The organism is Bacteroidales bacterium (assembly GCA_013141385.1).
Lineage (GTDB): Bacteria > Bacteroidota > Bacteroidia > Bacteroidales > Tenuifilaceae > UBA8529.
On sequence record JABFRB010000048.1, the window covers coordinates 1 to 26293 of the forward strand.

Below are 26293 nucleotides of genomic sequence, written 5' to 3' on the forward strand. Positions count from 1 at the left end.
ACAAGGCTGCTGCTGACCTATTCTCTAAAGCCGTATCTAGGGTAAGGCAGCCCATTGAGTCTTTCTTCAACTGGCTTGAGGAGAAAACTGGCATTCAAAGGGCGTCTAAAGTTCGATCGACAAACGGATTGCTTGTTCATGTGTTTGGTAGACTAGCCGTTGCATTTATGTACCTTTTTTTCAACCCTTAATTCGCATTTGAAAGTAAAAGTCAATCCATAAGCGATTCTTTATTAAGTAAACTGGAACAAGGAAAATTTATTGATATAAAAAATTGGAAATCATTGGCTGACAGCCTAACCATTACCTTACAAGCTTTGAGCAATGATGGACACATGTATGTCAGGAATGACCCTAAAGCCATAAAGGAGCTGATTGAATCGAAAAAAAATGAACCCATTTCGTTAGAAAAGATTTCCGGTGAAGACCCATTTTATTATGGCAAAGATGCTGAAATGAAAAACTTTGGGTTCAGTGAAGTAAAAATTCTAAAGGATAATATTGGCTATATCAAACTTTCGGAAATAAATATCTCCGAGAAAAGTTTACCCACTCTTTATGCTGCCATGCAGTTTATTGCCCATACAAAAGCATTAATTATTGACCTAACTGATAATGGTGGAGGCGGCAGTGATGTTGGGGCGGTATTACAATCATATTTTTTACCGAAAGACATTGCATTGTTGGAATTTGTAAGCAGGACCGAAGAAAAATATGTAGATAAAACGGTAACCTGGCTGACCGAAAAGAAATATGATAACCCACTTTACATTATTATTAATGGGAAGACGGGTTCATCGGCTGAAGCATTTGCTTTTACAATGCAAACACAAAAACGGGCCAAAATTATTGGCAAACATTCTGCAGGTGCCGCACACATGAATACCTGGTTTGTTGTAAACGATAACCTATTTGCCTCTATTTCCACCGCTGCCCCAACTATTCCCGGCACCGAAGAATCATGGGAAAGAATAGGTGTAAAACCCGATTTTGAAATTGATGCAGGAAACGAAATTGATTTTATATTTTAGGTCTTATAAAATTGTAAAACATTATTGTTATATCAAAAATTTATTACATTTAATCCCTTACAGGACATAGCTTAGCGTTATCAGTCATCTTATACATACATTAACAAACATTGAACAGGACAAGATATGAAACCCCCATGCAGGAAACTGCACAAAAACGGATGAAAATTTGCATGGGGTGTTCCATTCGTACAAAACAATTGATATTCAACGAACTAAAAATTATTTACGGATGAAAACATATATTTCTATTTTAAGAGGGATAAATTTAGGAGGACATAACACAATAAAAATGGACAACTTGAGAAGGCTCCTTTCCCAAAATGGGCTTAATAATGTTGAAACATATATTCAAAGCGGAAATGATGTTTATCAATATAAAAACATTGAAACTAAAAAGCTAGACACCCTGATAAAGGAAAATATATTTCAAGAATTTGGATTTGAGGTACCTGTTATAACCTTGACAATTGAAGAATTAAAGACGGTTGCAAAAAACAACCCTTTTCCAAATAATAAAATGAAAGACCCTTCATTTTTTCATGTAACTTTTTTGGCAGATAAGCCCCAACTTGAATATTTGGAAAAGATTAAAGATATAAACTATCAACCTGATGAATTCGTAATACTTGACAAGGCTGTTTACCTTTATTGTCCTGAAGGTTATGGAAATACTAAACTTTCAAATAAATTCTTGGAAAACAAGTTGAAGGTAACTGCAACAACCAGAAATTGGAAAACAACGAATGAACTTATTGTAATTGCCGATAAAATAAATGACAAACGATGAAAAAAAATTAATTAGAACTAAAGAAAAGTATATAAACAAAGGCCTTAAAAGAGTTTGGGATGTTTAAACCGATACTACAACAGACAGGAATGGTGTTATCATTGAGACAAAAAACGAACAGTTAACTTTTAAATATCAATACAACAATTAATATGGCAACAAACATTTCAAGAATTGCAATCAACGCTTCTGTTCACAAAGTTTGGGACACCTTAACAAATCCTGAAAAAGTAAAACTTTGGCAATTCGGAAGCGATTTGATTACAACCTGGGAAGTTGGCGGCAGCATTGAATTTGTAACAGAATGGGAAGGACAGATTTTTAGACAAGGGGGGAAGATTATTGATATCAGGCAAAATGAGTTAATAAAATATAGTTTGTTTGCCCCACGACCGGACCTTGAAGACAAACCCGAAAATTATTTTGTGATGAGTTACGTTTTGACATCAGATAACGCACAAACAAAACTTGAGATAATACAAGAAGACAACCGTCCAAATGCGGTTCAGGAAGAACCACAAGGCGAAGAAAATCCTGTTTTGAAAATGTTGAAAGATGTAGCAGAAACAAAATGAACGAATCAATGAACTGCAAATATGGATTTTATACATGTAGGATCGATTGAATTCAATTCGGTGATTAAATCTTGAATTTGCACAAAACTCCAATTCGTTAATGGTAATTGTAAATCGACAATAAATCAACAAAATAGAACATAAAGAGATGATCCAAAGCAATGTAAATCAAGGACAAAGAAGTAATAGTGTCATTATCGAATGTCCGACAAATCTTGGCTTATCTAAAAAACCTTATGCCAACGAACCTGGTGTTAAACGGCTACCTATGTGGCTAAAAAAGTGGGGATTTCATGCCGCAATTACTCCAAATAAAATAATTAGTATTGAAGCACCTGAATATTCGGCCAACATTGATCCTGAAACTGATGTTAGAAATGCAGGAGCCATAATTAATTATGCAATTAAACAAAGTGAAATAATTGCAAATAAGATACATAATGATTCATTCCTAATAGTTTTGGGTGGTGACTGTAGTGTACTTGTAGGAACTTCAATTGCGCTTAGAAAAATGGGGCGTTTTGGCCTGTTTTTTTTAGATGGCCATACCGATTATATAAAGCCTGAGCAATCGCATACCCACGGAGCCGCAGGTATGGACTTGGCAATAGCTTGCGGATATGGACACCCTAATTTAACTAACATATTGAATCTTTGTCCTTATATAGAGCAACAAAATGTATTTTGTGTTGGTAATAGAGAATATGATGACGATTATGAAATGCCTATTAAAGAATCGCAGGTAACATACATTCCACTTAACGAACTAAGAAAAAGAAGCATTAAAAAAACCGTTATTCAATTCCTTAATATGATAGAAAAACATAAACTTGACGGATTCTTTATACACTTTGATGTTGATGTTTTAGATGATACAATTATGCCGGCTGTTGATAGTAGGGAAAATGACGGGCTTTCTTACTTTGAATTGGAAGAAATTCTAACGCCATTAATTGGTAGTAATAAAGCTTTTGGTATGGAAATCACAATTCTTGATCCAGATTTAGACCCTAACGGAAGTTATACGAGAGATTTTATTAAAATCGTGACACCAATAATCAATAAATTAAAATAAAATGAAAATACATTTTTGGGCAATTATAACTTTATTAGTTTCCTATAACTCTTATGGACAAAAAAATATGGATTCATTTTCATATTTCAATTCACCTTTTCCAAATGACACGCCTACATTATTTGCAGAAGGAATAATATCAACACAATTCAATGAATTAAATTCCAGTTTTTCACCGGACGGAAATACGTTTTTATACACCGTTGCCAATAATTCCTATTCAAATACCTTTTACACTATATTCGTTTCAAAAAGAGTAAATGGCAAATGGTCGAAACCACAAATTGCTCCATTTTCAGGGCAATACAGCGATGCCGACCCTTTTTTTTCGCCGGATGGAAAGCTAATTTATTTTATTTCGTATCGTCCTGTTGACAAAGATATGAAGGGAAAAAGCGATTTTGATATTTGGTATTTATCTTATGAAAAAGACAGATTTGGGCAACCACAACATTTAGGAGAAAATATTAATTCGGGCAAAGATGAATTATATCCCACCGTATCAATCAACGGAAACCTTTATTTCAGTACTGAAAATGGCGAAAATGGTTATGATTTGATGGTTTCTAAGTTTATAAATAAAAATTTTGAAAAACCTGAAAGTATTAGTGATTCAATCAATACAAAGGCAATAGAATTTGATGCATGTATTTCACCAAACGAAAGTTATATCATATATACCGCCTTTGGTGGTAAGGGTGGGCTTGGAAGTGGCGATTTGTATATTAGTTTTAATGAAAATGGCAAATGGACATCAGGAAAAAATCTAGGCAGTAAAATAAACTCAACATTTATGGAGCAATGTCCAGCTATTTCGCCTGATGGAAAATATTTTTTCTTTACAAGTTTTCGCGACAATGATAACTTTAATTATAAAACAACTTATTCAACAGAAGATTATTATAAATTACTGCAATCGCCTTTAAACGGTATGGCAAATATTTTTTGGGTGAAAAGTGGAATGATTATAAATAGATAATAACAAGTTTGCACAAATAGTAACAATAGAGATAAAATGAAAATTCATACCACAAATTATTCGGACACTTTTATTGAAATTGCTGATGATTGCCCAGTGACTATTGGAGAAATCCCTCCAACAAAAGGAGATACTCAAACTGTGGCGGGTATGCAATTTGACTTAGTGAGTAAAAACCCATATAAGTTTACTTCTGACGATATATTATTTCAGGTTTACGCAGAACGAAACGACTTGATAAGGAGCGAATACGATGAAGCAAGGCAACAATTTTTCTCAAAAGGACAACCTTGCTTCAGGGCTTCACCATTGACAAAAAGATATGGATGGGGTGTGCATAGCAACAAAGATGGAAAAATAGCTTTGTATGGTTGTGAAACCAAGGAATACGAAAAATTTGTAAAAGACAAGGCACTTAAGGTAATTAAAGCAATGAAATCAAGTAAATAAACAAATATGAATATAGCATTGACAGACATAAATTGGTTGGCGGTACTAGTTGCAACCATTGCCTATTCAGCTTTTAGCGGAATTTGGCACAAACAATTTGCATTTGGCAAGAAATGGGAAAATGCCATGGGTTTTAACAGGCCAGAAAATTGGAAAGAAACGGCAATTTATTTTGTTGTACCTTCTATTTCGTGTTTAACAACTTCAAGTGTAATCGCGATTTTACTAAATCTTATAAACGTGACAACATTTAAAGGCGCATTGACCTTAGGGCTGCTATCAGGAATTGGTTTTGCAACCGCGGTAACTTTTACAAATGCAGTTATTCCAACCATGAAAAAGCCATTAGTTTTTGGAGCAATAACAGGGACAGCCCATGCCATAGGAATAACATTAGTAACGATAATTATTTATGCAATTTCAAAATAAATGACAAAAGGCCGAACCGCTAACACGCGTTGGCGGTCATTCCCCACAACAACAAACAACATTTTCCAATATGAGTAAATTGATAATTTTAGCAGGACTACCAGGAACAGGAAAGACAACACTATCAAGAAAATTATCTATAACACTTAATTACTTTTACTTAAGAGTTGACTGTATTGAAACACCTTACTCTGCATATAACCCAAAAGCAGGAGAAAACGGAGAAGGATATGAAGCATTGATAAATTTGGCCTACGAGAATCTGGTGTTGGGACATAATGTGATTATTGACACGGTAAACCCACTTCATATTAGCAGAAGAATGTTTAATCAATTAAAAGAAAGAAGTAAATCAGCAACCGTTCAATTTGAACTAAAAATAAAGAATTCCGAACTTCACAAAAACCGTGTGAAAAACAGAAAACCTGATGTTAATGGACTTAAAATTCCTACTTGGGAGGATGTAATCGACCGGGAATATGAAGAATGGAAACAGGAATTGGACGGGAAACGATTTGAAATTTGGACAGACGATATGGAAAATGCTTTTGAAACTTGTTTAAAAGTAATTTCTGAAGAATTAACCAACATTGACGAATAAAGGCGACCACATAACATCGGTTAGCGATCTCTGAAACGGATGACAACAAAATCGAATATTGATTGCAAAATGAGAGCACAAAACATTACACCAAATGATAAAATTGCACCGTATGTTGACAGAATATTGGTGATTGAAAATGAAGTGATTCAGAATCCTTTCATACTTCCTCTTTATGCTAATGGTGTTCCGAATTTGCTTTTTATGTCTGTAAAAGGCAAACTTGGGAATAGCCACAGTAATTATTTAACTCTTTTTGGGCAAACCATTTTACCGGAGCAATTAACATTAAGAGAAGACTTTACATTAATTGCTTACTTTTTTAAACCCCATACCCTAATTTCACTTTTTGGTATTGCCGCTTATGAATTGACGGATAAACCAATTGACCTCAATTTACTTTCTCCTCAAAAAACTATTATACTTCAGGACAGATTATTGAATTGCGAAAGTATTGAGGATATGATTCAATCAATAGACAATTATATTTATGGTCTTGCAAAAGCAACCAAAGAGATTTCATCAACCATTAAATATGCTTCTGAGAAAATAACGAAACATTATTCAAAGGAATCACTATCGAATATTCAAAGAGAATTGAATATTTCAGAAAGAACATTCCAAAGAATGTTTGAAAAACATATTGGTATTTCACCAAATATTTACAGGCGCATTTGTCAATTCAATTCAGCGTTTATGGATCTGAATTCTGGAAATTACCATAACTTATCTGATATAGCCTACAATCACGGCTATTCTGACCAAAGCCATTACATTCGTTCTTTTAAAGAATTTACGAACATAACCCCAAGTGAATACCTGAAATATGGAACAAATTGATTTAGCTCAATGTCGGTTTTATTCTATTTGAATATAAAATAATGTGCCAATTTTGCAAGTAAAAAAAGTTAAAGAAATGAAAAAAGAAACATTAAAAAGCATTGGAGCTGTAGTTGCTGGATTTGCGACATTGGTAATTTTATCATTACTAATGGACAGCATTTTGGAAAAAACAGGCATTATGAAAACAGACCCATTTTCCGATAATTCTGTTTGGTTGATTGCAATAATTGTTCTGTATAGAACAGTTTTCAACACGTTCGGTAGTTATTTGACTGCACGACTTGCACCAAGCAAACCAATGAAACATGCCATTATTCTCGGAATAATTGGTTTTGCATTGACTATAATAGGATTGATTGCAATGTGGAATATTCCACCACGTTGGTACCCTATTTCGCTTATATTATTAACGCTGCCTGCTGCTTGGCTTGGCGGAAAAATATTTTTATTAAAAACTAAATAGTCAATGGCAAAAAAAGAAACCAACCTAACCTTAGGTATTTCCGAACCTCAAAAGGTTAATGAGTATATGGATAGCTTAAAACATCCTTTGCTTGACCTTGCTCAATACCTGCGAACTTATATTTTGAGTATTGACAAAAATATTGGAGAAGGAATTTATTGGAATGTGCCGACATTTTTTTTTACTGGTAAAATGAAACCATTTGATTCCAAAGAATACAAAAGATTTATTGTTAATTTCAACTTCTACAAACAAGACACACTACGAATTGTTTTTTTGAGAAGTGCCGACACAACAGACCTAACTGGACTTCTTGAAGGCGACTATAAGGACGGTAGACGAATTTCATCATTTAAAAGTATTGACGAATTGAAAAAAAAGGAAAAAGAATTGAAAATCATTATAATACAGTTGCTGGAATTAATGGACAAATGACAATTGGGAAATAACAAAGAACCGCTATTAAAGAGATAAATAGATGAAGATATGTTAAACAAAAAGAATTATAAAAACGGACAAAAAGTCTACGAACTAAATGGAAACAAACTGACTTACTTTTTCAAAAACGGGAAAGTAAAAGCAGAAGGACTTTTTGAGAACAACCTAATGGATGGTGAATGGCGTTTTTATCGGGAAACAGGACAACTTTGGCAAATCGGAAACTTTAATGACGGACAAAAACTGGGCAATTGGATCCGGTACGATAAAAGCGGTAAGTTGGAGTATCAAGAAACTTTTAAAAATGGTAAAATAGTTAAATAATTTGGTTATGAACAAAACAATTTTAAAAAGCATCGGGGCAGTTTTAGCTGGATTTATTTTTGTTGCAGTTATTTCAATTGCAACCGACGTAGTATTAACAAAAACAGGAATAATGAAGCAGCCTTTTGATTTAAACGGTCCTTGGTTTATAATTTCAGTGATTTTTTACCGAAGTATATATACCACAGTTGGTTCTTTATTAACCGCCCGCCTTGCCCCGAACAAACCAATGCGCCATTCAATGATAGGTGGGGCTATTGGTTTTGTAATCAGCATTATTGGAGCAATTGGAATGTGGGACAAACCACCTCATTGGTATGGAATTGCGCTTATAATTATAGCCCTGCCTTGTGCTTGGTTGGGCGGTCAACTATTTGTAACTAAATTCAGTACAAAATGAAAATTTTACCAAGTATCACTACTGGAATTTCCGAGACAGAAAAGGTAAATGAGTTCATGGCTGGACTCGACTATCCATTAATTGACGTTATACAATATCTGAGAAAATACATTTTATCGATAGATAAAACTATTGGTGAAGGCATTTTTTACAATGCACCTGTATTTTTTTACACAGGAACCTTGAAACCGTTTGACCCGAAAAGTTACAAGCGGTATATTGTTGGGTGCAATCCACCCTGAATCAGAGAAACTGACTTCTCAAGCAAACGTTTTTCTATGAGATGAAAGTTGAAACACAATGAATAAATTGATAATTGTAATTTACTGAATATATTATATTTACAAAAACGTTAGTTAGAACCTATATAAGAAAGACACCTTGCGGATGATTTTTCTCAGAGGAGCAAGTGCTTCTGACCCAACAGGTTTACTTGAAGGCGACTACAAAGACGGCAGGCGGCTTGTATCGTTTAAAAGTATTGACGACGTAAAAAGCAAAGAAAAAGAGTTGAAAAATATAATACAGCAATTGCTAAAATTGGTGGACAAATAATTACAACGATGAAAAATAACGAACCGCTAATAACAAGCAAGCATCGGTTAAAATATATCATATATAGTAAGTTGACTAAATTGACTTAGACAAAACGCTGATTGCATCTTCCTGTTCTTTAAAATTAAGTGAAGCAAATCCAAGCCTGGCAGCATTGTAATTTATGGTTCCCGTATTATAAATACTGCCATTACTTACTGTCAATCCCTTTCCGGCTGCCTTTTCTGAAATAGTTTTAAGGTCACAATCATTAAAATTAACCCACACTGCCATTCCACCATCAGGCACTTTAAATGATACGCGATCACCTATTTTATCATTTAATTGAGTACAGAAATAATCCCGTCTTTCGTGATACAGTTTTACCACCTTTTTGATGTGTCTTCCTATTGTACCATTCTTGTAAAGCTCGGCAATAGAAGCTTCCATCATACTATCACCCTGCCAATCAATGGACCTGCGTATATGCGCAACCGCATCAATGAAATTTTCGGGGGCCACCATAAATCCTAACCGGATAGATGGTACCAACGTTTTTGTTAAAGTGCCGATGTAAATAACATTGCCATGATAATCGAGGCTTGCCATCGGAAGAACCGGACTGCTATTATAATGAAAATCAAAATCGTAATCATCTTCAACAATGGCAAATTTGTAACGAACTGCCAGTTCAAGTAAGCGGATACGTCTTTCAGGTGATAATGTTACCGTTGTAGGAAAATGATGGTGAGGAATAACATAAACCAATCTAATCTCTTTTTTTAGGCATAGTGCTTCAATTGCATCAACGCTTATCCCTGAAGCATCCACAGGAACTCTGTTAATAACTGCACCAGCTTGCTGAAATGTAAGTGATGCAGCGAAATATCCGGGTTCGCCCACTATTACATGATCATATGGTTTGATCAGCAGTTTAGTCGTCAGATAGATTCCCATCTGCGCACCTTTAGTAATCATAAGGTTACTACTGGTAACGGGAAGCCCTCTGGTATCAGTTAAAAAAGTGGAGAGCATCTCAAGGAGATAGGCTGATCCTTTTGGGCTGCCATATTTTAAATACTGCTTAAAGGTCTGTAACCTTGCAAGGCTGCGAAACTCACGTAACAGAAGTTCAGTAGGTGCCAGGCGAATATCGGGGAACCCATTATCAAACACTAAGTTTTTCGATTCCTGGTAATTTGACAAGGGGAAATGAACGAGGTTTTTTTCATCAATGGAGAACAATGTTTTTTTCTGATAACCGTTCAATTTTCCTGAAGTGGGTAGCTCAATCGGACTAATCACAGGTAAATCATTAACGATAAATGTGCCTTTGCGCGGAAAAATTTCGACTCAACCCTGTGCCATTAATTCATCATATGCATTTTGCAATGTTTTGCGGTGAATACCCAGAAGTACAGATAACTCCCTAGCTCCTGGCAGTTTCATTCCACGCCTCAATTGCCCTCGACGGATATTGCTGATTATTGTATTTGTAATTTGCAGATATACAGGTATGTCTGATGTTTTATCAATTAGTATAAGTTGTTTAAGTGCAATCATATCTGGTACATCTTGATTATTGAATGTGGACTATATGTGTAGTCCAAATGTACTATATTTTTGCGGCATAAATAATATTTTTCTGAAGGAGTAAGAACGAAGAACTCACCAGTAAAAATTATTGGGAAAGAAAAAAAAAGACTTTTAAAACACAAAAATTTAATCAGAAACGAAAATGAAAGCAAGAATGGAAATCAATCAAGTTGAACCACGCATTTATCAAGTAATGGATGCCGCGGATTCGCAAATAGAAACTTTTGAAATCAAACCTAAACTTCTGGAATTGATCCGACTTAGAGTATCGCAACTTAATGGGTGCGGATATTGCATCAATTATCATTCAAAAAATGCGCTGAAACTCGGTGAAACAATACAACGACTATTAGCCGTTAGTGCCTGGTGGGAAACACCTTTTTTTACTGAAGAGGAACAAGTAGCATTTAGACTAGCTGAGGAGGTAACCAATATCTCAAACAAAGGTGTTTCGGATGAGGTATATAACAAGACGCTGAAGATCTTCGGCGAACAAAAAGTTGCTCAATTATTACTGGTTATTGTAACCATTAACAGTTGGAACAGGCTTGCAATTTCAACCCATATGGTCGCTGAATTGGATTGAAACATATTAGTACTACATTAAACAAAGAACAAAAACAATTTATATTTTGCAAGTAATGACTGAGATACATAATAACCCAACTATTTTAGCTACGGATACTCTTCCAAGGAAACAAGTATCTGTGTTGGATACTGAAATGAGTTACATTGATGTAGGTGTCGGGAACCCAATAGTGTTCCTTCATGGAAACCCGACTTCATCATACATCTGGCGCAATATTATTCCTTATTTAACACAATTTGGTCGTTGCCTTGCACCTGATTTGGTAGGAATGGGTAAATCTGGTAAAACACCAGACAACGCGTATTACTTCGAAGATCATGTTCGATACTTAGATGCTTGGTTCAACTCGCTCAATCTGAAGAAGGATATTACATTAGTGTTGCACGACTGGGGTTCCGCATTAGGATTTCACTGGGCATACCGTAATCAGAGGAGAGTTAAGGCAATTGTTTATATGGAAGCAATTGTTCAACCACTTCTCTGGAGCGATTTCCCGAATGGACGGGATGCAATTTTCAAAGCACTAAAATCGGAAAAAGGAGAACAACTCATTTTTGATGAGAACTTCTTTGTCGAAACAGTGCTACCTAAAAGTATCATTCGCAAATTAACCGAGGAAGAAATGGATGTTTACAGGAAACCATTCCAAAGTCGTGAATCAAGATTACCGACACTTATGTTTCCACGCGAAATTCCAATAGATGGCGAACCTGCCAATATTGTAAGAATTGTAGAGGCATATGGTCATTGGTTGTCTGGCAGCCCGATTCCCAAGTTACTCGTTAAAGCTGAACCAGGTGCACTATTAACCGGACGGGCACTCGAATTCAGCCGCACCTGGCCCAATCAAAAAGAAGTATCAGTTAAAGGAATACATTATATCCAGGAAGATTCACCCGATGAAATAGGGATTGCTATCCGTGATTTTATTGAAGAGATTAACAATCTAGTGTAATAAGACCTATCAAAACAAAAAAAAATGAAAGAAGTAATAATAAAATATTGCAAACCATGTGGTTATTTAAAACGGGCTGAAAAAGTCGCGGAACTAAGCAATGAATTGAAAATTGACCCCAAATTGATTTCAGGCCAGGGCGGGATTTTTGAAATTGCGGTTGATGGGAAAGTAGTTGCCAAAAGCACACGTAGTGGTTTTCCTAGTAAGGATGAAATTGTTGCCGCAGTTGCATCTGAATTGAGTTAAATAATTAGACACAACCATTGTAAAGTTAGTAGGTATTGTGAAACACTTCAACGGTTTAAGTACAAGCAACTAAATTGTTACTAAAATAATTAACAATCAAAATAATTAGAAAATGGAATTCGACCCAAATAACAATGTAGTTAAACTCTGTGCTCAGGGCATGGACATGGAAGGGAAAGGTAATCTGGAAGAAGCAAGTAAACTTTTTTTTCAAGCATGGGAAGAAGCGACAAACGACTTTGAAAAATTTACTGCGGCTCATTATGTAGCCCGACATCAAAAAAGTGCTGCAGACAAATTGAAATGAGACGAAACTGCATTACAGTTGGCTCTAAAAATAAATAACGACACAGTTAATGGGACTTTTCCTTCGTTGTATTTAAATATTGCTAAATGCTATGAAGACCTGGGTGACCTTGATAATGCAAAAAGGAATTACGAGTTAGCACTTTCGTTTTCTAACCTATTGCCAGACAATGGTTATGAAAATATGATAAAAGGCGGTATTATGTATGGTCTTGAAAGAATAAGAAAATAACGTGCCTGACAAAATAAAAATACATAGATAGCAGAAACAAAAATAATGAACCGCTAACAGCACCTACAAAACGTTAGTAGTCATTCCCCGCAGCAGAGTAACCGATTAATTACTATCGCTAACGACAAATGTAGAGATGAAAAAGTAAATAAATATGTGGATTTCATCAAGAACATAAACAATTGATTATCAGTAACAAAGATTGACGCTAGTCAGAATTATAATACGTCATGGAGAAAAGAAATATAAAAAAAAATAGATTTCTAAAATTAGCATGCCTCTTTTTGCCTCTACTTAGTAGTTGCACAAAGGATGTGGAGGTTAAACCAATTATCGAACACACTTTTACTTTTAACAATGGAAATGAAAATTGGGTACCATTCTTTTCTGATTATCCGGTTGGTAAAGAGACATCTTATGAATTGGAATTTACTAATGCATTTTTACCTGCACCATTAGATCGAAATATCAAAGCATTAAAAATTAGTGGCATTAATCATAGTGATGATCTGCTCTCCGCTATTTGTCATAAATTTGATAATCTTCAGCCAAATATAGCTTATTCCATTATATTCAATATTGATATTGCCTCTAATGCACTAATTGGTGGAGCTGGTGTTGGTGGCGACCCAAATTTATCTATTGGTGTTGGCGGCATAAATTATTTGCCCACCAATATTATAGACAATTCAAATTATTACCGGCCAAACTTTATCTCAAAATTGCAAAGTGGACTATCAAATGAAGTATTTCAAATTATTGGAAATATTGGTGTTTCAAGCTCTTATCCAACGTTATTTAAAATCATTAATAGAAATAATACTGATAGCCCCATATCTATTACGACAAATGCTCTTGGAGAATTTTGGTTAATGATAGCAATTGATTCTGGTTATGAAGGAATAACAACTTTGTATTTTAAATCAATAAATATTGAAATTGACACTAAATAACTACAAAACACTAATATTTGCGGTCATGCTTTGACAACACTGGAAAGAATAAAATAAACAAACAAAAATTCAATTAATGGACAAGGCAAACAAAAAAATAAACTTAGGACTAACACCGACCCAAATTGCGTGGGTGGTGAAAGATGTTGAAAAATCAAAAGCTTTCTTTCACGAAATGTTTGGCGTTACAAATTTTAGCCCGACAGCCATCACCCGTTTACAAGACTTTGATGGAACGTATTATGGACAACCTGCTGATGCAGAAAACCTCTTTACAATGACTTATTCAGTTGGGACTTTTATTGAAATTATTCAACCCATTTCAGGTAAAAGTATCTTCAAGGATTACATAGACAACAATCCGACAGGTGGGGTTCAACATATTGCATACAGCATATCTATCGTAAATCTTGGCAAAGTAATTTCAGAGTTTGAGAGTAAAGGATTTACTGTGGTAAGCAGCTTTGATACACCAATAGCAAAAATTGTGTTTTTTGACACACGAGAAGAGATTGGTGTTTTTACTGAAATAATGGGAATTACAAAAGAAGGTGAAAAAGCTGTTCAAGAAATGAAAATTGGATTTGAACAATAAATTATAAACATAACGAATCTAAAAGATAAAAAATGAAAACTGACATCAACAATTACATTGTAAAAACAGAACAAATAGATTGGCTACCTCTGACAGAGAAAGGGATACATTATGAAGGTGTATTTGTAAAATCCCTTCATTTTGATAGAGAAAAACAGCGTTCAACAACCATTTTAATAAAATTTGAAAAAGGATCAAGTTATCCGTATCATAATCATCCTGGAGGTGAAGAATTATTTGTTTTAGAAGGAGAAGTAATTATTGAAGGTACATTACTTAAAACAGGAGATTACTTATTTACTCCACCCAATTGTAAACATTCTGTAAGAACAGAAATTGGTTGTACCATACTGTTTATAGTACCTGAAGAAGTTGAAATTTTGTAAGCAAGAGAAATGCTAAAACAAAGGGGTTAAATTAAATTATGACTATAACAGAAATAGCAACAGCATTTGCCAACGGTCAATTTGAACAAACTTTTCCGTACTTGTCTGACAACGTTGAATGGATAGTGATTGAACAAAACAAGTTTGTAGGAAAGAATGCGGTTTTGAAAAATTGTAAACAAGTAAGTAATTATTTTAAATCGATAACAACATACTTCAATACGTTGAACGTAATCTCAGACAATAATAAAGTTGTAATAAACGGTACCGCAGAATTTTTGAGAGACAGAAAACAACTTTCATTTGTTTCAGCATGTGACGTTTATGAGTTTGATGACAATAAACAATTAGTAAGAATTACATCATATTGTGTTCAAAAACAAACACTGTAAAAAAAAAGAAATAGAAAATGATAACAGAAATTAGAATCTACAAATTGAAAGAAAACTCTACTGCTGAATTTAATACAGTATTTACAGAACAGTCATTACCAATGATGAAACGTTGGAAAGTGAATGTTGTTGATTATGGGTTTTCACTGATTGACAAAGATAGTTTCTATCTAATTCGCAATTATGAAAATATAGAACATCGAAAGGAAAGCCAGGAAGCATTTTACGGAAGTGATGAATGGATAAATGGACCTGAAAAATCCATTATGGAATGTATAGAAACATATAACACCTCAGTGGTTGAAAGTCTAAAATTGAAAATTGAAAAATAGCGAATTGAACAAAAAAACAAAATGCTTTTCTTGCCAAGCTGAAACACCTGATATTGAAGGGCCTGTCCATCGATATATGGTCTCATCTCCTGGCTGTTGGAAATTGTTTGGAGAAATTTTGGAGCTTGAGTATTCAAACCCTGAATATATGGTAAACCACAGGATAACAGTTGACGCTTTTGCAGTCCAGCATTATGGTAAACCTTCACCTCAAGCCATACATTCAGTAAATCTTCATTTGGCAAGTATGTATTTAATATATGGCAGAGGGTTCGATGTTAAACTTGCTGATAAAGGTTTGACTACATTGGCAAAGTATAAATCAGAGTTATTTTGGTTAGACCCTCCTGAAAATGTTGGCGAAATTACTGTTGCTGATATTTTAAAAGTTCAGACGGCAGATGAACATTGCAAACTTGTATTTGACTGGGGAAATTCTGTTTGGAAAGCTTGGTCTAATCACCAAAATACTGTTAAAGAATTTGTTGAGCGGCATATAAAAGAAATATATGAATGACAATAATTTAATACCAAAAAACAACGAACCGCTAACAAAGTGTAGCAGTAATAATGGGTTCAGCGAGTTATCCAAGGCTTTCGCCAGCGGCAAGGTACTTGCATGGCGATAGTGAACCGTCCCGAAAACCCTTACTACAGCTACACTCAAACATTAGCGGTCATTGTGAAGCAACATCAAAGAGCAAACATTTAGACAAAATCAATGAATGAAAACGACACAAAAAGACTTTCTCGCCTAACTGCAATTTTGATACAACTGCAAACAAAGAAACTTATCACAGCAACATCTCTTGCAGACAAGTTTAGCGTTAGCATTAGGACTATTTACCGTGACATCAGAACTTTATAAAGATCGGGTGTTCCAATCATTACTGAAGACGGAAAAGGTTATTCGTTGATGGAAGGCTACAAAATTTCACCAGTTACATTTACAGAAAATGAAGCAAACGCTTTAATTACAGCAGAACAGTTTGTTTTGAAAAAATAGAGATGCTTCATTTATTAAATATTATACAGACGCAATAAGTAAAGTAAAATCTGTATTGCGACAAACCACAAAAGACAATGCTAACCTACTTTCTGACCAAATTGCAATTAGCCAAAATAATTTTTACGACATAACAAGCAATTATTTATCAAGTTTGCAATTAGCAATTACAAATTTTAATTTAACAATAATAGAATATCAAAAACTTGATGGGAGTGAAACTACCAAAAGGACGGTAGAACCATTTGCTATATTAAGCACCCAAGAAAATTGGCTTTTAGTTGCTTGGTGTCGTTTGCGTAAAGAGTTTAGAGTTTTTAGGCTTGACAGAATTAAAAATATTCAAATTCAAAACGAAAAATTTGAACCGCATAAAATAACTTTGAAAGAATATTTTACACTTTCTAAAAAATAAAATTAACCCCTGACATAGGGCTGTCATAACACCATTTTATTTTTGTTGCATAAAATTAAAAAAAGGAATAAAATGGAAAAGAAACAAGTTTTAAAAGGTTTAGCAACGGTCAGTTTTTATGCGATAGACCACGAAAAGGCAATAAAATGGTACTCGGAATTATTAGGAATGGAACCTTATTTTAGTGTTCCTGGATATTCAGAGTTTCGCATTGGGGACTATGAACATGAATTGGGCATTATTGACAGTAGGTACGCACCAAAAGGCTATTCACCAAATCCATCGGGTGCAATAATATTCTGGCATGTTGACGATTTGCAAACAACAGTGAAACAATTAATTTCAATGGGTGCAAAAGAATATGAGCCAATAACCGACAGGACAGAAGGATTTGTAACTGCCTCCGTAGTCGACCCATTTGGAAACATTTTAGGTATCATGTACAATCCTCACTATCTTGATATTCTAAAACAGAAAAGCCTCTAATTGCATCATGGAAACAAAAGATGGAAAACAAGCAATCTATGCCATAACAAGAAGAGAATGGCGAAATTGGTTGCAAGAAAATAGCCAAACAGAGAAGTCCGTTTGGCTAATATTGTACCATAAAAAAAGCAAAGTTAAAAGCGTTAATCTTATTGAAGCAACGGAAGAAGCACTTTGTTTTGGTTGGATAGACAGCCTTTGCAAAAAAAGAGATGAAGAAAGTTTTTACCTGACTTTTTCACCTCGTAATCCCCAAAAAAGCAAGTGGAGTAAACCCAATAGGGAAAGAGCTGAAAGAATGATAGAACAAGGACTAATGACTAAGCAAGGCCAGCAACTTATTGATATTGCTAAAGATAAAGGAAAGTGGGAAGTAACAGAATGACGAGGACAACAATTAACCGCTAATATGCGTTAGTGTTCATTGTGACACAAAATTCGGAAATCAAAAAAAGCAGAAAATGATAACAGAAATTAGAATTTACAAGCTGAAAGAAAACACATCAACAGAATTTTTTAAAATATTTACAGAACAATCATTACCAATGATGAAACGTTGGAAAGTGAATGTTGTTGATTACGGCTTTTCATTAATTGGCAAAGACAGTTTTCACCTTATTCGTAGTTACGAAAATTTAGAACAACGAAAAGAAAGTCAAGATGCGTTTTATGGAAGTGATGAATGGATAAAGGGACCTGAAAAGCAAATTATGGATTGTATAGACACATATAATACGGCAGTAGTTGACAGCGAGAAATTGATAATAAACAAAACTGACTTAAAAAAACAAACAACACCCATTCGCTAACCAACAATAGAAATGACACTTAAAAATACGACAATGGGAAAAAACAAAAGTGAGAACAAATCAATTCAAAGCCCTTTTTCTCAGACTTACTTCCATGGAACAAAGGTTGACCTAAAAATTGGAGACTTTATCGAAATTGAACTTAACTCAAATTATGGACAAAAGAATAAAGCGAAATATATCTATCTCACTGCTACTTTGGATGCAGCAATTTGGGGAGCTGAACTTGCTTTAGGCGAAGGACATGAAAGAATATATTTAGTAGAACCAACAGGTACAATTGAGGATGACCCTAATTTAACTGACAAAAAATTCCCGGGTAATCCAACAAAATCCTATCGTTCAAAACATCCGTTTAAAGTTGTTGGCGAGATTACTATTTGGCAAGGACACTTACCAGAACAAGTAAAAGCTATGAAAGACGGAATAACAAAATTAAAAGAACAAGGTATTGAAGCCATAGAAGACTAAAGAACAGTACATTTTAAAACAGAAAGTTGACATGAAAACAGAAATTCAAATATTAAAAGCAAATGATATTGAACAACTGAATGAGCTTATTACAGTTTTTGAGAATGTTTTTGAAATGGAAAAATATGAGCAACCAAACCAGACTCACCTGCAAAATTTGTTGAATAAAGATAATTTTTCTGCTGTTATCGCAAAGGCTAAAAATAAGATTATTTCCGCACTGACACTTTATGTTCTTGACCAAATAATACTCTGAAAAACCATTAGCGTACATTTACGACCTTGCCGTTTTAACCGAGCATCAAAGAAAAGGTGTTGGTAAAAAATTGATAGAGTTTACTAACGAATTTTTCAGGCAAAAGGGATTTGAAGAAGTTTTTGTTCAGGCAGACAAAGTTGACGATTATGCTATTGATTTTTATCGCTCAACTAAACCGACAGATGAAGAACAAGTGGTACATTTTTACAAACTAATCGGTGAAAATGACAAAAATGACAAGAAAAAACAACGACGCCCTAATAAATAGGGGTTTAAGCGGTTCGAAGTGCCCAGCGTAGCCCCCGGTTGAACTACCTAAATACGATTTTTAAAAAGTGTGCTATTTTTCTATGGACTTATCAATCTAACAACGTTGTATAAGTAAAATATTTGATAAAAATATCGGTCGGCAAATTGAAAATACTTCCACATAACGGAAAGGTATAAAATTCATTTAAAATGACTGGAAAAAATCAGAAAATATTCTTTTAATTTTTTAGTTTAGTAAACGACCCCAATGCCTACTATAATTATTCGTCTGAATATTTTTCTACAACATAACCACCCCAATCTGCAATTGCCAGCAATAGAGGAATAAGTGTTTTACCAAAATCGGTTAATGAATATTCAACTTTTAAAGGTGGTTTTGAGGTATAAACTTTTCGCTCTATAACACTATCCTCTTCCAAATCTTTTAATTGCAAACTTAACGTCCGTTCGGTAACACTTGACATTTTCTTTCGCAATTCATTATACCTTAACGCTCCTTCCATTAAATGAAATAGGATTACGGTTTTCCATTTTCCACCTATTATATTCATAGTAACACTTGAACGACAAGGAAATTTTTTCCCTTTTATAGTGTACATATTTATTAATTTAAGTTAAATATTATACTATCCTTTTTGATAGTTATTGCATAGAAATAAAACTATATTTAGTTTTGCAACTATATAAATGATAGTATAAACTAAAATACAAAAATATGAGTTTTATTCAATCAATGGAAGAACGTTATACAACTAAAATGTATAATTCGTCAAAAAAAATAGACATAACTAAATTAGAAGAACTAAAAAATGTTTTAAGATTAAGTCCATCCTCGATAAACAGTCAGCCTTGGAAATTTTTGTTTATTTCTGATGCCGAAACAAAAACATTACTGGCAAAAGCTTCTTTATTTAATGAAAGTAAAATATTGGGTTGTCATGCGTTAGTTGTTTTTAGCAGAATAGATAGTGTAGAAGAATTTGAAAAACAAATCATCAAAGAGCTTCCAGAAGGTTTTGTAGGTTATTATAATGAATTTGTTAAACCCCTGTCGGAAGAACAAATTAAAGCTTGGTTCGACCGACAAGTATATTTGGCTTTGGGTGTTTTTTTAAGTGCTTGCGCTAACATGAAAATTGATTCTACAACAATGGAAGGAATTGAAACATATAAATATGATACTATTCTGGGATTGGAAGGTTATCATTCAATAGTTGCTGTTGCTATAGGGTACAGAGATAAAGATGATTTTAACGACCCTAGTAAAAAAACAAAATCAAGAAAAGAATTCGATCTTGTAATAAAATCAATCTAATGAACATTTAATAACAGAAATTGTCATCAGACAAAAAATAGCAACTGTAGTAAATTTTTCAGTTAAAACAAAACTAACGGCCAAGAAATCAATCAATAAAATGAAAAATTTAATAGCAATATTAATATCACTTTTGATTACAGGTTTTTCTTACGGGCAAAACTGTAATTGTGAAAAAAACTTTGAGTGGGTAAAAAAAACTTTTGAAGAAAATGATGCAGGTTTTCAGTATGTAATCGAATTTAAAGGCGATTTGCTCTATGAGAATCACAATAAACTTTTTCTGAAAAGAGTAAAAAGCATTAGTGAGATAGAAGAATGCACAAAAGTACTTTATGAATGGTTGACTTTTTTTAGATCAGGACATATTGCAATAAATAGATTGAATTCTATCAATAACGAGATTCGACAATCTACTCCATCAAAAATAAATGAAATTCGGGATACAGTAAATATAGATATTTTCGAATTCGACAAATATCTCAATTCAAATAAAGCATCCGATTTTGAAGGCATTTGGGAAATTCAACCATATAAAATAGGAATAAGAAAATTTGAAAATTCTTTTGTCGGTTTTATAATTGAAACGAGTGCTGAAAATTGGAAAGTTGGAGAAATCAAATCAAAGTTTTCTGATAAAAAAGGTGTGTTTTATTTAAGAGATAAATCGCTGGAAGAATTCACGAGTATAAAATTAATTGGGAAGAATTATTTACAATTAGGTAGGTTTACCTTAAAAAGGGTAAGTCCAAAATATATAACTGAAAAATCAGTAGAAACCTATTTCAAATTGATCAATGCCGAAAAACCTTTTATTGAAGAACTCAACAAAGCTACATTACTATTAAGAATCCCATCTTTTGAAGGTTCTCAAAAAAGAGATATTGATAGCGTGTTACTTGTAAATAAATCTAAAATTCTTAAAACGGAGAACTTAATCATTGATTTACGAAATAATGGTGGTGGAAGCGATTGGAGTTATAAAGAATTAATTCCTTTTATATATACCAATCCAATTCGAATTGTGGGAGTAGAAATGCTTTCAACTAAATTGAATAATCAAAGAATGTTAGAATTAATAAACAATCCTGAATTTGGGTTAGACGAGGACACGAAAAAATGGGCCAAAACTTCATATGATACATTAGAAAAGCATTTGGGAACCTTTGTAAATTTGGACTCAACGAAAGTAGATATTCTAAAGTTGGATACTATATATACTTACCCGAAAAACGTTGGTATTATTATTAACAAGGGAGATGGAAGTACTACTGAGCAGTTTTTATTAGCGGCCAAACAAAGCAGAAAAGTAAAACTATTTGGCACAACAACTTTTGGAGTTTTGGATATATCAAATATGCACTTTGTAAAATCACCTTGTGGTGAGTTTGACTTAGGTTACAGTTTATCTAAAAGTCATAGAATACCTGAAATGACCATTGACGGTAAAGGCATTCAACCAGACTATTTTATAGACGACGAAATCCAGGAATATGAATGGATAGAGTATGTAAGCAAAATATTAAATCAACAATATTAAAATTCTTAGCACACTGGGATTAGCTTATGAATGGACTGATTCTTAACAAAATAAAACACAGATAAAATGAAAATCGCAATTATTTTACCTCTCTTATTTATTTTTAGTTCCGCAATAGGACAAACTAACAATAAGCAAATAGATAGCCTTATGCTTTCTATTATGCAAAAAGAACACGTGCCCGGACTTGCGTATGCCGTTATAAAAAATGGAACGGTTATTCAAAAAAACACACTGGGCAAAGCAAGTATCCCATTTAATGTTCCCGTAACAAATGAAACAGTTTTTCAATTAGCATCTTGTTCAAAAATTTATACCGCTCTTTTATTGTGCAAATTATTCGACGAAAAAATAGTTTCGCCCAATACAACATTAAACGAATTGACAGACTCTATTCCTGAAAAGTGGAAAAACATTACCATACTGCAATTAGCAGCGCATCAATCTGGAATAAAGATTGCCGACTTCTCTAAAACAAAAACGCCCAAGGAAGCATTTAACTTAGCTAAAACCATGCCTTTTGAATTTGAAACAGGCGAAAATTCAGCGTATGTGAGCAGTGATTACTGGATATTATTGCACATAATTGAAAAGATAACGGGAATGAAATATTTTGAGGCAATAAAAAAATATGTCCTTCAACCATTGGAATTAGAACATACGTTTGTTAATAACCCAAAAACTGGAATGTTTACTGATTTGGATATTGTACCCCAGCAAGCCCAAGAATATCACTGGTTTAAAAACGAAAATACTTTAAGGATAAACCAAATGTGGTTCGGAGAAACCGATTATGCAGCAGGCGGGATTTATAGTTCTATAGACGATATGATTAAAGTTGCTCAGGTACTTGATAACAAAAGTTTTTTATCGCAATCTACCTACGATTTAATTTCAAATCCTGTAAAATTGAAAAATGGCAAGGATGGCAACTATGCTTTAGCATTGATAGTGAGAGATTATGAAAACCATAAAATAATTGAACACAGCGGTGGTCCAGCCCTAGCTGACTTTGTTAAATTTGAAAAGGAAGGGTACACGTTTATTGTCTTGACGAACAATAGAGGTTTATTTCCCTACTTAGCAAAATTGATAGCAACTTTTTATATAACAGGTTTAAGCAAACCAGAACCACCAGTAGAATGGGAATAGAAAAAATGACTAGATGTAGAATAAATACAAAATATATAAAAATGAAAATTGGTTTTAGCAAATTAAGATATGTTGTAGTAATAGGGATTTTTCTTGTTTTAAACTCATGCAAAGACGATGATGCTATGCCTTCGCCAATTGATGGGGAAATTGAAATGGAGTATTTTAATCTTTCGGATACAGTAGTTAAGGCATTTGCCCGCGGATTCTCAGTTGATGTAAATCATGATGGGCGGAAAGACCTCAAGTTTGGCACTTTACTCGTTGGCGACCCAATAGAGCAGGTTGACAAAGTACAGTTTTTCATATCCACAAATATTGGTGTTCGTCTTCCCGTTAACAATAATGAAGCTATTCCGGTTTTGAACAATGGCGATACAATTGTATTGGATGATTTCGACGGGTATCAATGGTTTGAATTGTCATCGATAGTGCTGGTGCAAAAAATCATTTCTTCCAATAGTCCTTATATTTGGGAAGGGTCATGGAAAGATGCAGTACATAAATTTATCCCATATCAGGTCAAAGATGCTGATAAAAGATACAATGGGTGGATTGAAATAAGTGTCGATATCCCATCGGAAAATATAATACTTCATAGGGCTGCCCTAAGCAAAACACCTGACCAAATCATTTGTGTTGGGAAATAAACTTAATATTAAGTTTCTAAAAACAACGAACAGCTGAAAAATGCTATATACAATAAGGGTTTCAGTGGTAATTCAATCATTCTGTCCCGCTCAATCTTCGGTGTCAATGGACAGGAAACTGCTCCGCAATCCCTTACTGCATATAGCCTAGACCATTAGTGGCTAGCAAATGCAAATCGAGAGTTATTTGACAAATTAAGAATTAATTTGTTATCATTTTGAAACAGATAATTAAATATTACAAACTATGGAAGATATAAAATCAGTTCTACTATCTTTAAAAGAACAGGCATTGGAAGCGACTAAAAATGCAGATGCGGATTTTTATAAGGATTATCTTGATGAAAGCGCGATTGCGATAGTGCCCTTTGGAATCTTTGATAAAAATACTATTATGCAACAAATGGGTTCGGCTAATTCACAATTTAAAAGTTCCCGAATAGACGATACAAGGGCAATTGTATTAACACCTGAAAGTGGCATTGTAACGTATAAGGCAACCTATATAAAAGCAGACCAGACTTCATTTGAAGTTTTTGTAACAACTGTTTATGCTAAAAGAAGTGGAGTATGGAAAGGTGTTTTCTATCAACAAACCCCAATCCTAAAGACAAAATAGTAATCATTAAACTTATTTATTTTGATTATCCTAAACTTCCAGAGATTGATATGATTAAAGATTTATTTAGGTGGACAAAATAGAATGGAGTAATATTAGGAAAGAAGAATTAAATTGCCGAACCGCTAACAATAATGAAAGTATTCCGGTTTTGAATAATGGCGATTCAATTGTATTGGATAATTTCAACGGGTATCAATGGTTTAAATTGTCATCAATAGTGCTGGTACAAAAAATCATTTCTTCTAATAGTCCTTATATTTGGGAAGAGCCATGGAAAGATGCAATCCATAAATTTATCCCTTACCAGGTCAAAGATGCTGATAAATGATATAATGGGTGGGTTGAAATAAGTGTAGATATCTCAACTGAAAAAATGATATTGCACAAGGCAGCCATATGCAAAACCCCCGAGAAAATCATTCGTGCGGGGAAATAAAAAGTAATATAAAGTTTCCAAAACCATATAAATAAAATGTTTTCAGAACAATCATTCCAATGATGAAACATTGGAACATGAATGTTGTTGATTACGGTTTTTCATTAATTGACAAAGACAGCTTTTACTTAATTCGCAATTATGAAAGTATTGGACAACAAAAAGAAAACCAAGATGCGTTTTATGGAAGTGATGAATGGATAAATTGACCTATAATGCAAATCATGGATTGTATAGACACATATAATACACCAATAGTTGACAGCGAGAAATTGATAATAAACAAAACTGATTCGAGATAACAAACAACAACGAACCGCTAACAAAGGCTATATGCAATAAGGGTTTCAGTGGTAATTCAAGCATTTTTCCCCGCTCAAACTTAAGTGTTGGTGGACAGGAAAGTCGTCCGCAATCTCTTACTGCACGTAGCCTAGACCGTTAACACCAATTGTAAAGCAACCTTTCAGCCTAAATATTCATCTATTCAGAATCAAAATAAAAATTAATATGAAAGCAATTAATTATTTCGGGTTTTCTATAGTATTTATTGGATTAATGATAATGAGTACTTTCCCTTTTCAGAGTTGCGAGCCTGATGATGGTGAAGAAGAAGATACTTGTGAAATTGTTGTATATAAACCCAACATATACATATATCCGAATGAAAAAACGCAATTATTAGTGGAAATAAATTTCCCTCAAGGAGGAGAGATTTTAACGTCAATTCCTGAGTATGGTAATGGATGGAACATAAATGTCGACACAAATGGACTCATTGATAAAACCTATAATTATTTGTTTTATGAAAGTAAACAACCTGATATTTGGCAAAAAAGTTCTGGTTGGATTATCAAGAAAGAGGATTTAGAAGTGTTTTTCAAAGATAATATGTTAAACTATGGTTTTTTTGGCAATGAGATTCAGGATTTTATTGAATATTGGATACCAAGATTAATAGATTATAAGTTTTATGTAATTCAACCTCAGAATTCTTTGATAATCAATAAAGCAATTGAACTTAAGTTTTCAAAAGAACCAGAAAATATATTGCGTTTATTTTATGTAGTAAAAGGATACTCCTATTTGCCAAACATTGAATTGACTGAGCCGAAAATTACACAATTCGAAAGGAAAGGTTTCTTTGTGACCGAATGGGGTGTAATACTTAAATAACGGCAGGCGACAACAACATATTTATTGACTTCGCCTAACTCGCATAAAACGCTCGGTTGCATTTGGACTGATGATGTTTTGGTAGGCTTATGGCTTTTCACTAACTTTACTATCTGGTTTCAAGAGAGCAGTTTTAACCGAACATAACCCTGAAAATTTGAGATAAGTA

The 26293-nt window shown here is 33.8% G+C and carries 39 protein-coding genes and 3 pseudogenes; 39 read left to right on the plus strand and 3 right to left on the minus strand.

The window, feature by feature from the left end:
* From HOO91_20840 to HOO91_20915, 16 genes are all read left to right on the plus strand, one after another.
* Positions 1-191: transposase (locus HOO91_20840; protein ID NOU20013.1), on the plus strand; the 191-nt coding region annotated here is incomplete at its 5' end.
* Between the two features lie 93 nt (positions 192-284).
* Positions 285-1031 (plus strand): S41 family peptidase, encoded by a 747-nt coding sequence (locus tag HOO91_20845; GenBank protein NOU20014.1) that lies wholly within the window; start codon positions 285-287, stop codon positions 1029-1031.
* Between the two features lie 232 nt (positions 1032-1263).
* Complete coding sequence (locus tag HOO91_20850) at positions 1264-1821, plus strand: DUF1697 domain-containing protein (protein NOU20015.1); 558 nt, start codon at positions 1264-1266, stop codon at positions 1819-1821.
* Between the two features lie 152 nt (positions 1822-1973).
* The gene (locus tag HOO91_20855) at positions 1974-2396 is read left to right on the plus strand and encodes an SRPBCC domain-containing protein (GenBank protein ID NOU20016.1); all 423 of its coding nucleotides are present in this window, start codon (positions 1974-1976) and stop codon (positions 2394-2396) included.
* A 148-nt stretch (positions 2397-2544) separates the two neighbouring features.
* Positions 2545-3471, plus strand: coding sequence for an arginase family protein (locus HOO91_20860; GenBank protein NOU20017.1), 927 nt, complete (start codon positions 2545-2547; stop codon positions 3469-3471).
* 1 nt (position 3472) lies between these two features.
* Positions 3473-4450 carry a hypothetical protein gene (locus HOO91_20865; GenBank protein NOU20018.1) on the plus strand — a complete coding sequence of 326 codons (978 nt, stop codon included), beginning with the start codon at positions 3473-3475 and terminating at the stop codon, positions 4448-4450.
* 36 nt (positions 4451-4486) lie between these two features.
* Positions 4487-4900, plus strand: a complete 414-nt coding sequence (locus HOO91_20870) for a hypothetical protein (GenBank protein NOU20019.1) — start codon at positions 4487-4489, stop codon at positions 4898-4900.
* 6 nt (positions 4901-4906) lie between these two features.
* Positions 4907-5329 (plus strand): DUF1761 domain-containing protein, encoded by a 423-nt coding sequence (locus HOO91_20875; protein ID NOU20020.1) that lies wholly within the window; start codon positions 4907-4909, stop codon positions 5327-5329.
* A 70-nt stretch (positions 5330-5399) separates the two neighbouring features.
* The gene (locus HOO91_20880) at positions 5400-5930 is read left to right on the plus strand and encodes an AAA family ATPase (protein NOU20021.1); all 531 of its coding nucleotides are present in this window, start codon (positions 5400-5402) and stop codon (positions 5928-5930) included.
* A gap of 69 nt (positions 5931-5999) precedes the next feature.
* Positions 6000-6770 carry a helix-turn-helix transcriptional regulator gene (locus tag HOO91_20885; GenBank protein NOU20022.1) on the plus strand — a complete coding sequence of 257 codons (771 nt, stop codon included), beginning with the start codon at positions 6000-6002 and terminating at the stop codon, positions 6768-6770.
* A 76-nt stretch (positions 6771-6846) separates the two neighbouring features.
* On the plus strand, positions 6847-7236 hold the full coding sequence (locus HOO91_20890) for a hypothetical protein (GenBank protein NOU20023.1): 390 nt from the start codon (positions 6847-6849) through the stop codon (positions 7234-7236).
* Between the two features lie 3 nt (positions 7237-7239).
* The gene (locus HOO91_20895; GenBank protein NOU20024.1) at positions 7240-7671 is read left to right on the plus strand and encodes a hypothetical protein; all 432 of its coding nucleotides are present in this window, start codon (positions 7240-7242) and stop codon (positions 7669-7671) included.
* Between the two features lie 51 nt (positions 7672-7722).
* Positions 7723-7998, plus strand: coding sequence for a hypothetical protein (locus HOO91_20900; protein NOU20025.1), 276 nt, complete (start codon positions 7723-7725; stop codon positions 7996-7998).
* A 7-nt stretch (positions 7999-8005) separates the two neighbouring features.
* Complete coding sequence (locus tag HOO91_20905) at positions 8006-8398, plus strand: hypothetical protein (protein ID NOU20026.1); 393 nt, start codon at positions 8006-8008, stop codon at positions 8396-8398.
* Positions 8395-8640: a hypothetical protein gene (locus HOO91_20910; GenBank protein NOU20027.1), complete on the plus strand. Its 246-nt coding sequence runs from the start codon at positions 8395-8397 to the stop codon at positions 8638-8640. Before HOO91_20905 ends, HOO91_20910 begins: the two co-directional genes overlap by 4 nt.
* A gap of 145 nt (positions 8641-8785) precedes the next feature.
* Entirely contained in the window at positions 8786-8953 is a 168-nt protein-coding gene (locus tag HOO91_20915) for a hypothetical protein (GenBank protein NOU20028.1), read from the plus strand.
* 75 nt (positions 8954-9028) lie between these two features.
* On the opposite strand, the gene HOO91_20920 is transcribed toward HOO91_20915, so the two are convergent.
* The gene (locus tag HOO91_20920; GenBank protein ID NOU20029.1) at positions 9029-10237 is read right to left on the minus strand and encodes a PLP-dependent aminotransferase family protein; all 1209 of its coding nucleotides are present in this window, start codon (positions 10235-10237) and stop codon (positions 9029-9031) included.
* Between the two features lie 48 nt (positions 10238-10285).
* Positions 10286-10495 (minus strand): GntR family transcriptional regulator, encoded by a 210-nt coding sequence (locus tag HOO91_20925; protein ID NOU20030.1) that lies wholly within the window; start codon positions 10493-10495, stop codon positions 10286-10288.
* Between the two features lie 175 nt (positions 10496-10670).
* Here HOO91_20925 and HOO91_20930 point away from each other — a divergent pair, with 175 nt between their 5' ends.
* The 16 genes and pseudogenes from HOO91_20930 (at position 10671) to HOO91_21005 (ending at position 19231) form a co-directional block, all read left to right on the plus strand.
* Positions 10671-11114, plus strand: a complete 444-nt coding sequence (locus HOO91_20930) for a carboxymuconolactone decarboxylase family protein (protein ID NOU20031.1) — start codon at positions 10671-10673, stop codon at positions 11112-11114.
* A gap of 55 nt (positions 11115-11169) precedes the next feature.
* A complete protein-coding gene (locus HOO91_20935; GenBank protein ID NOU20032.1) occupies positions 11170-12072 on the plus strand; it encodes a haloalkane dehalogenase in 903 nt (300 codons plus the stop codon).
* Between the two features lie 24 nt (positions 12073-12096).
* Positions 12097-12321: a SelT/SelW/SelH family protein gene (locus tag HOO91_20940; GenBank protein ID NOU20033.1), complete on the plus strand. Its 225-nt coding sequence runs from the start codon at positions 12097-12099 to the stop codon at positions 12319-12321.
* Positions 12322-12433: 112 nt separating this feature from the next.
* A pseudogene (locus HOO91_20945) lies at positions 12434-12859 on the plus strand (rRNA adenine methyltransferase).
* A gap of 230 nt (positions 12860-13089) precedes the next feature.
* Complete coding sequence (locus tag HOO91_20950; GenBank protein NOU20034.1) at positions 13090-13812, plus strand: hypothetical protein; 723 nt, start codon at positions 13090-13092, stop codon at positions 13810-13812.
* A gap of 76 nt (positions 13813-13888) precedes the next feature.
* On the plus strand, positions 13889-14407 hold the full coding sequence (locus tag HOO91_20955; GenBank protein ID NOU20035.1) for a hypothetical protein: 519 nt from the start codon (positions 13889-13891) through the stop codon (positions 14405-14407).
* Positions 14408-14439: 32 nt separating this feature from the next.
* Positions 14440-14793, plus strand: a complete 354-nt coding sequence (locus tag HOO91_20960) for a cupin domain-containing protein (GenBank protein NOU20036.1) — start codon at positions 14440-14442, stop codon at positions 14791-14793.
* Positions 14794-14831: 38 nt separating this feature from the next.
* Positions 14832-15185 (plus strand): nuclear transport factor 2 family protein, encoded by a 354-nt coding sequence (locus tag HOO91_20965; GenBank protein NOU20037.1) that lies wholly within the window; start codon positions 14832-14834, stop codon positions 15183-15185.
* Positions 15186-15202: 17 nt separating this feature from the next.
* Positions 15203-15517: an NIPSNAP family protein gene (locus HOO91_20970; protein ID NOU20038.1), complete on the plus strand. Its 315-nt coding sequence runs from the start codon at positions 15203-15205 to the stop codon at positions 15515-15517.
* The gene (locus tag HOO91_20975) at positions 15507-16034 is read left to right on the plus strand and encodes a hypothetical protein (GenBank protein NOU20039.1); all 528 of its coding nucleotides are present in this window, start codon (positions 15507-15509) and stop codon (positions 16032-16034) included. The genes HOO91_20970 and HOO91_20975 overlap by 11 nt, the downstream gene beginning before the upstream one ends.
* Before the next feature lie 204 nt (positions 16035-16238).
* Positions 16239-16938: pseudogene (locus tag HOO91_20980) on the plus strand (YafY family transcriptional regulator).
* A gap of 72 nt (positions 16939-17010) precedes the next feature.
* Entirely contained in the window at positions 17011-17424 is a 414-nt protein-coding gene (locus HOO91_20985) for a VOC family protein (protein NOU20040.1), read from the plus strand.
* Positions 17425-17431: 7 nt separating this feature from the next.
* Positions 17432-17809, plus strand: a complete 378-nt coding sequence (locus HOO91_20990; GenBank protein NOU20041.1) for a hypothetical protein — start codon at positions 17432-17434, stop codon at positions 17807-17809.
* Positions 17810-17885: 76 nt separating this feature from the next.
* Complete coding sequence (locus HOO91_20995) at positions 17886-18233, plus strand: NIPSNAP family protein (GenBank protein NOU20042.1); 348 nt, start codon at positions 17886-17888, stop codon at positions 18231-18233.
* Between the two features lie 33 nt (positions 18234-18266).
* Positions 18267-18704: an NAD(+)--rifampin ADP-ribosyltransferase gene (gene arr / locus HOO91_21000; GenBank protein NOU20043.1), complete on the plus strand. Its 438-nt coding sequence runs from the start codon at positions 18267-18269 to the stop codon at positions 18702-18704.
* A gap of 31 nt (positions 18705-18735) precedes the next feature.
* Positions 18736-19231, plus strand: a pseudogene (locus HOO91_21005) (GNAT family N-acetyltransferase).
* A 262-nt stretch (positions 19232-19493) separates the two neighbouring features.
* On the opposite strand, the gene HOO91_21010 reads toward HOO91_21005, so the two are convergent.
* Positions 19494-19832, minus strand: a complete 339-nt coding sequence (locus HOO91_21010) for a helix-turn-helix transcriptional regulator (protein ID NOU20044.1) — start codon at positions 19830-19832, stop codon at positions 19494-19496.
* Between the two features lie 116 nt (positions 19833-19948).
* On the opposite strand from HOO91_21010, the gene HOO91_21015 reads away from it, so the two are divergent.
* The 7 genes from HOO91_21015 to HOO91_21045 all read left to right on the plus strand — a co-directional run bounded on the left by HOO91_21015 (position 19949) and on the right by HOO91_21045 (position 26124).
* Positions 19949-20548: an NAD(P)H-dependent oxidoreductase gene (locus tag HOO91_21015; GenBank protein NOU20045.1), complete on the plus strand. Its 600-nt coding sequence runs from the start codon at positions 19949-19951 to the stop codon at positions 20546-20548.
* 100 nt (positions 20549-20648) lie between these two features.
* Positions 20649-22088, plus strand: coding sequence for a peptidase S41 (locus HOO91_21020; GenBank protein NOU20046.1), 1440 nt, complete (start codon positions 20649-20651; stop codon positions 22086-22088).
* A gap of 66 nt (positions 22089-22154) precedes the next feature.
* Positions 22155-23240, plus strand: coding sequence for a beta-lactamase family protein (locus tag HOO91_21025; GenBank protein NOU20047.1), 1086 nt, complete (start codon positions 22155-22157; stop codon positions 23238-23240).
* Positions 23241-23281: 41 nt separating this feature from the next.
* Positions 23282-23890 (plus strand): hypothetical protein, encoded by a 609-nt coding sequence (locus HOO91_21030; protein NOU20048.1) that lies wholly within the window; start codon positions 23282-23284, stop codon positions 23888-23890.
* 247 nt (positions 23891-24137) lie between these two features.
* Positions 24138-24509, plus strand: a complete 372-nt coding sequence (locus HOO91_21035) for a nuclear transport factor 2 family protein (protein ID NOU20049.1) — start codon at positions 24138-24140, stop codon at positions 24507-24509.
* Between the two features lie 70 nt (positions 24510-24579).
* Positions 24580-24840 (plus strand): hypothetical protein, encoded by a 261-nt coding sequence (locus HOO91_21040; protein ID NOU20050.1) that lies wholly within the window; start codon positions 24580-24582, stop codon positions 24838-24840.
* Between the two features lie 618 nt (positions 24841-25458).
* Positions 25459-26124 carry a hypothetical protein gene (locus HOO91_21045; protein ID NOU20051.1) on the plus strand — a complete coding sequence of 222 codons (666 nt, stop codon included), beginning with the start codon at positions 25459-25461 and terminating at the stop codon, positions 26122-26124.
* Positions 26125-26293 lie beyond the last annotated feature (169 nt).

Bases quoted from the DNA above. Each gene is read 5' to 3' on its own strand.
- HOO91_20905 (NOU20026.1), top strand. From the start codon at position 8,006: ATGAACAAAACAATTTTAAAAAGCATCGGGGCAGTTTTAGCTGGATTT.
- HOO91_20870 (NOU20019.1), top strand. From the start codon at position 4,487: ATGAAAATTCATACCACAAATTATTCGGACACTTTTATTGAAATTGCT.
- HOO91_20965 (NOU20037.1), top strand. From the start codon at position 14,832: ATGACTATAACAGAAATAGCAACAGCATTTGCCAACGGTCAATTTGAA.
- HOO91_21020 (NOU20046.1), top strand. From the start codon at position 20,649: ATGAAAAATTTAATAGCAATATTAATATCACTTTTGATTACAGGTTTT.
- HOO91_20915 (NOU20028.1), top strand. From the start codon at position 8,786: ATGATTTTTCTCAGAGGAGCAAGTGCTTCTGACCCAACAGGTTTACTT.
- HOO91_21010 (NOU20044.1), bottom strand. From the start codon at position 19,832: ATGTACACTATAAAAGGGAAAAAATTTCCTTGTCGTTCAAGTGTTACT.
- HOO91_21015 (NOU20045.1), top strand. From the start codon at position 19,949: ATGAGTTTTATTCAATCAATGGAAGAACGTTATACAACTAAAATGTAT.
- HOO91_20940 (NOU20033.1), top strand. From the start codon at position 12,097: ATGAAAGAAGTAATAATAAAATATTGCAAACCATGTGGTTATTTAAAA.
- HOO91_21045 (NOU20051.1), top strand. From the start codon at position 25,459: ATGAAAGCAATTAATTATTTCGGGTTTTCTATAGTATTTATTGGATTA.
- HOO91_20860 (NOU20017.1), top strand. From the start codon at position 2,545: ATGATCCAAAGCAATGTAAATCAAGGACAAAGAAGTAATAGTGTCATT.
- HOO91_20910 (NOU20027.1), top strand. From the start codon at position 8,395: ATGAAAATTTTACCAAGTATCACTACTGGAATTTCCGAGACAGAAAAG.
- HOO91_21025 (NOU20047.1), top strand. From the start codon at position 22,155: ATGAAAATCGCAATTATTTTACCTCTCTTATTTATTTTTAGTTCCGCA.
- HOO91_20880 (NOU20021.1), top strand. From the start codon at position 5,400: ATGAGTAAATTGATAATTTTAGCAGGACTACCAGGAACAGGAAAGACA.
- HOO91_20885 (NOU20022.1), top strand. From the start codon at position 6,000: ATGAGAGCACAAAACATTACACCAAATGATAAAATTGCACCGTATGTT.
- HOO91_20935 (NOU20032.1), top strand. From the start codon at position 11,170: ATGACTGAGATACATAATAACCCAACTATTTTAGCTACGGATACTCTT.
- HOO91_20865 (NOU20018.1), top strand. From the start codon at position 3,473: ATGAAAATACATTTTTGGGCAATTATAACTTTATTAGTTTCCTATAAC.
- HOO91_20890 (NOU20023.1), top strand. From the start codon at position 6,847: ATGAAAAAAGAAACATTAAAAAGCATTGGAGCTGTAGTTGCTGGATTT.
- HOO91_20855 (NOU20016.1), top strand. From the start codon at position 1,974: ATGGCAACAAACATTTCAAGAATTGCAATCAACGCTTCTGTTCACAAA.
- HOO91_21035 (NOU20049.1), top strand. From the start codon at position 24,138: ATGGAAGATATAAAATCAGTTCTACTATCTTTAAAAGAACAGGCATTG.
- HOO91_20950 (NOU20034.1), top strand. From the start codon at position 13,090: ATGGAGAAAAGAAATATAAAAAAAAATAGATTTCTAAAATTAGCATGC.
- HOO91_20900 (NOU20025.1), top strand. From the start codon at position 7,723: ATGTTAAACAAAAAGAATTATAAAAACGGACAAAAAGTCTACGAACTA.
- HOO91_20930 (NOU20031.1), top strand. From the start codon at position 10,671: ATGAAAGCAAGAATGGAAATCAATCAAGTTGAACCACGCATTTATCAA.
- HOO91_20895 (NOU20024.1), top strand. From the start codon at position 7,240: ATGGCAAAAAAAGAAACCAACCTAACCTTAGGTATTTCCGAACCTCAA.
- HOO91_20985 (NOU20040.1), top strand. From the start codon at position 17,011: ATGGAAAAGAAACAAGTTTTAAAAGGTTTAGCAACGGTCAGTTTTTAT.
- HOO91_21030 (NOU20048.1), top strand. From the start codon at position 23,282: ATGAAAATTGGTTTTAGCAAATTAAGATATGTTGTAGTAATAGGGATT.
- HOO91_20995 (NOU20042.1), top strand. From the start codon at position 17,886: ATGATAACAGAAATTAGAATTTACAAGCTGAAAGAAAACACATCAACA.
- HOO91_20960 (NOU20036.1), top strand. From the start codon at position 14,440: ATGAAAACTGACATCAACAATTACATTGTAAAAACAGAACAAATAGAT.
- HOO91_20955 (NOU20035.1), top strand. From the start codon at position 13,889: ATGGACAAGGCAAACAAAAAAATAAACTTAGGACTAACACCGACCCAA.
- HOO91_20850 (NOU20015.1), top strand. From the start codon at position 1,264: ATGAAAACATATATTTCTATTTTAAGAGGGATAAATTTAGGAGGACAT.
- arr (NOU20043.1), top strand. From the start codon at position 18,267: ATGGGAAAAAACAAAAGTGAGAACAAATCAATTCAAAGCCCTTTTTCT.
- HOO91_20970 (NOU20038.1), top strand. From the start codon at position 15,203: ATGATAACAGAAATTAGAATCTACAAATTGAAAGAAAACTCTACTGCT.
- HOO91_20990 (NOU20041.1), top strand. From the start codon at position 17,432: ATGGAAACAAAAGATGGAAAACAAGCAATCTATGCCATAACAAGAAGA.
- HOO91_20875 (NOU20020.1), top strand. From the start codon at position 4,907: ATGAATATAGCATTGACAGACATAAATTGGTTGGCGGTACTAGTTGCA.
- HOO91_20925 (NOU20030.1), bottom strand. From the start codon at position 10,495: ATGATTGCACTTAAACAACTTATACTAATTGATAAAACATCAGACATA.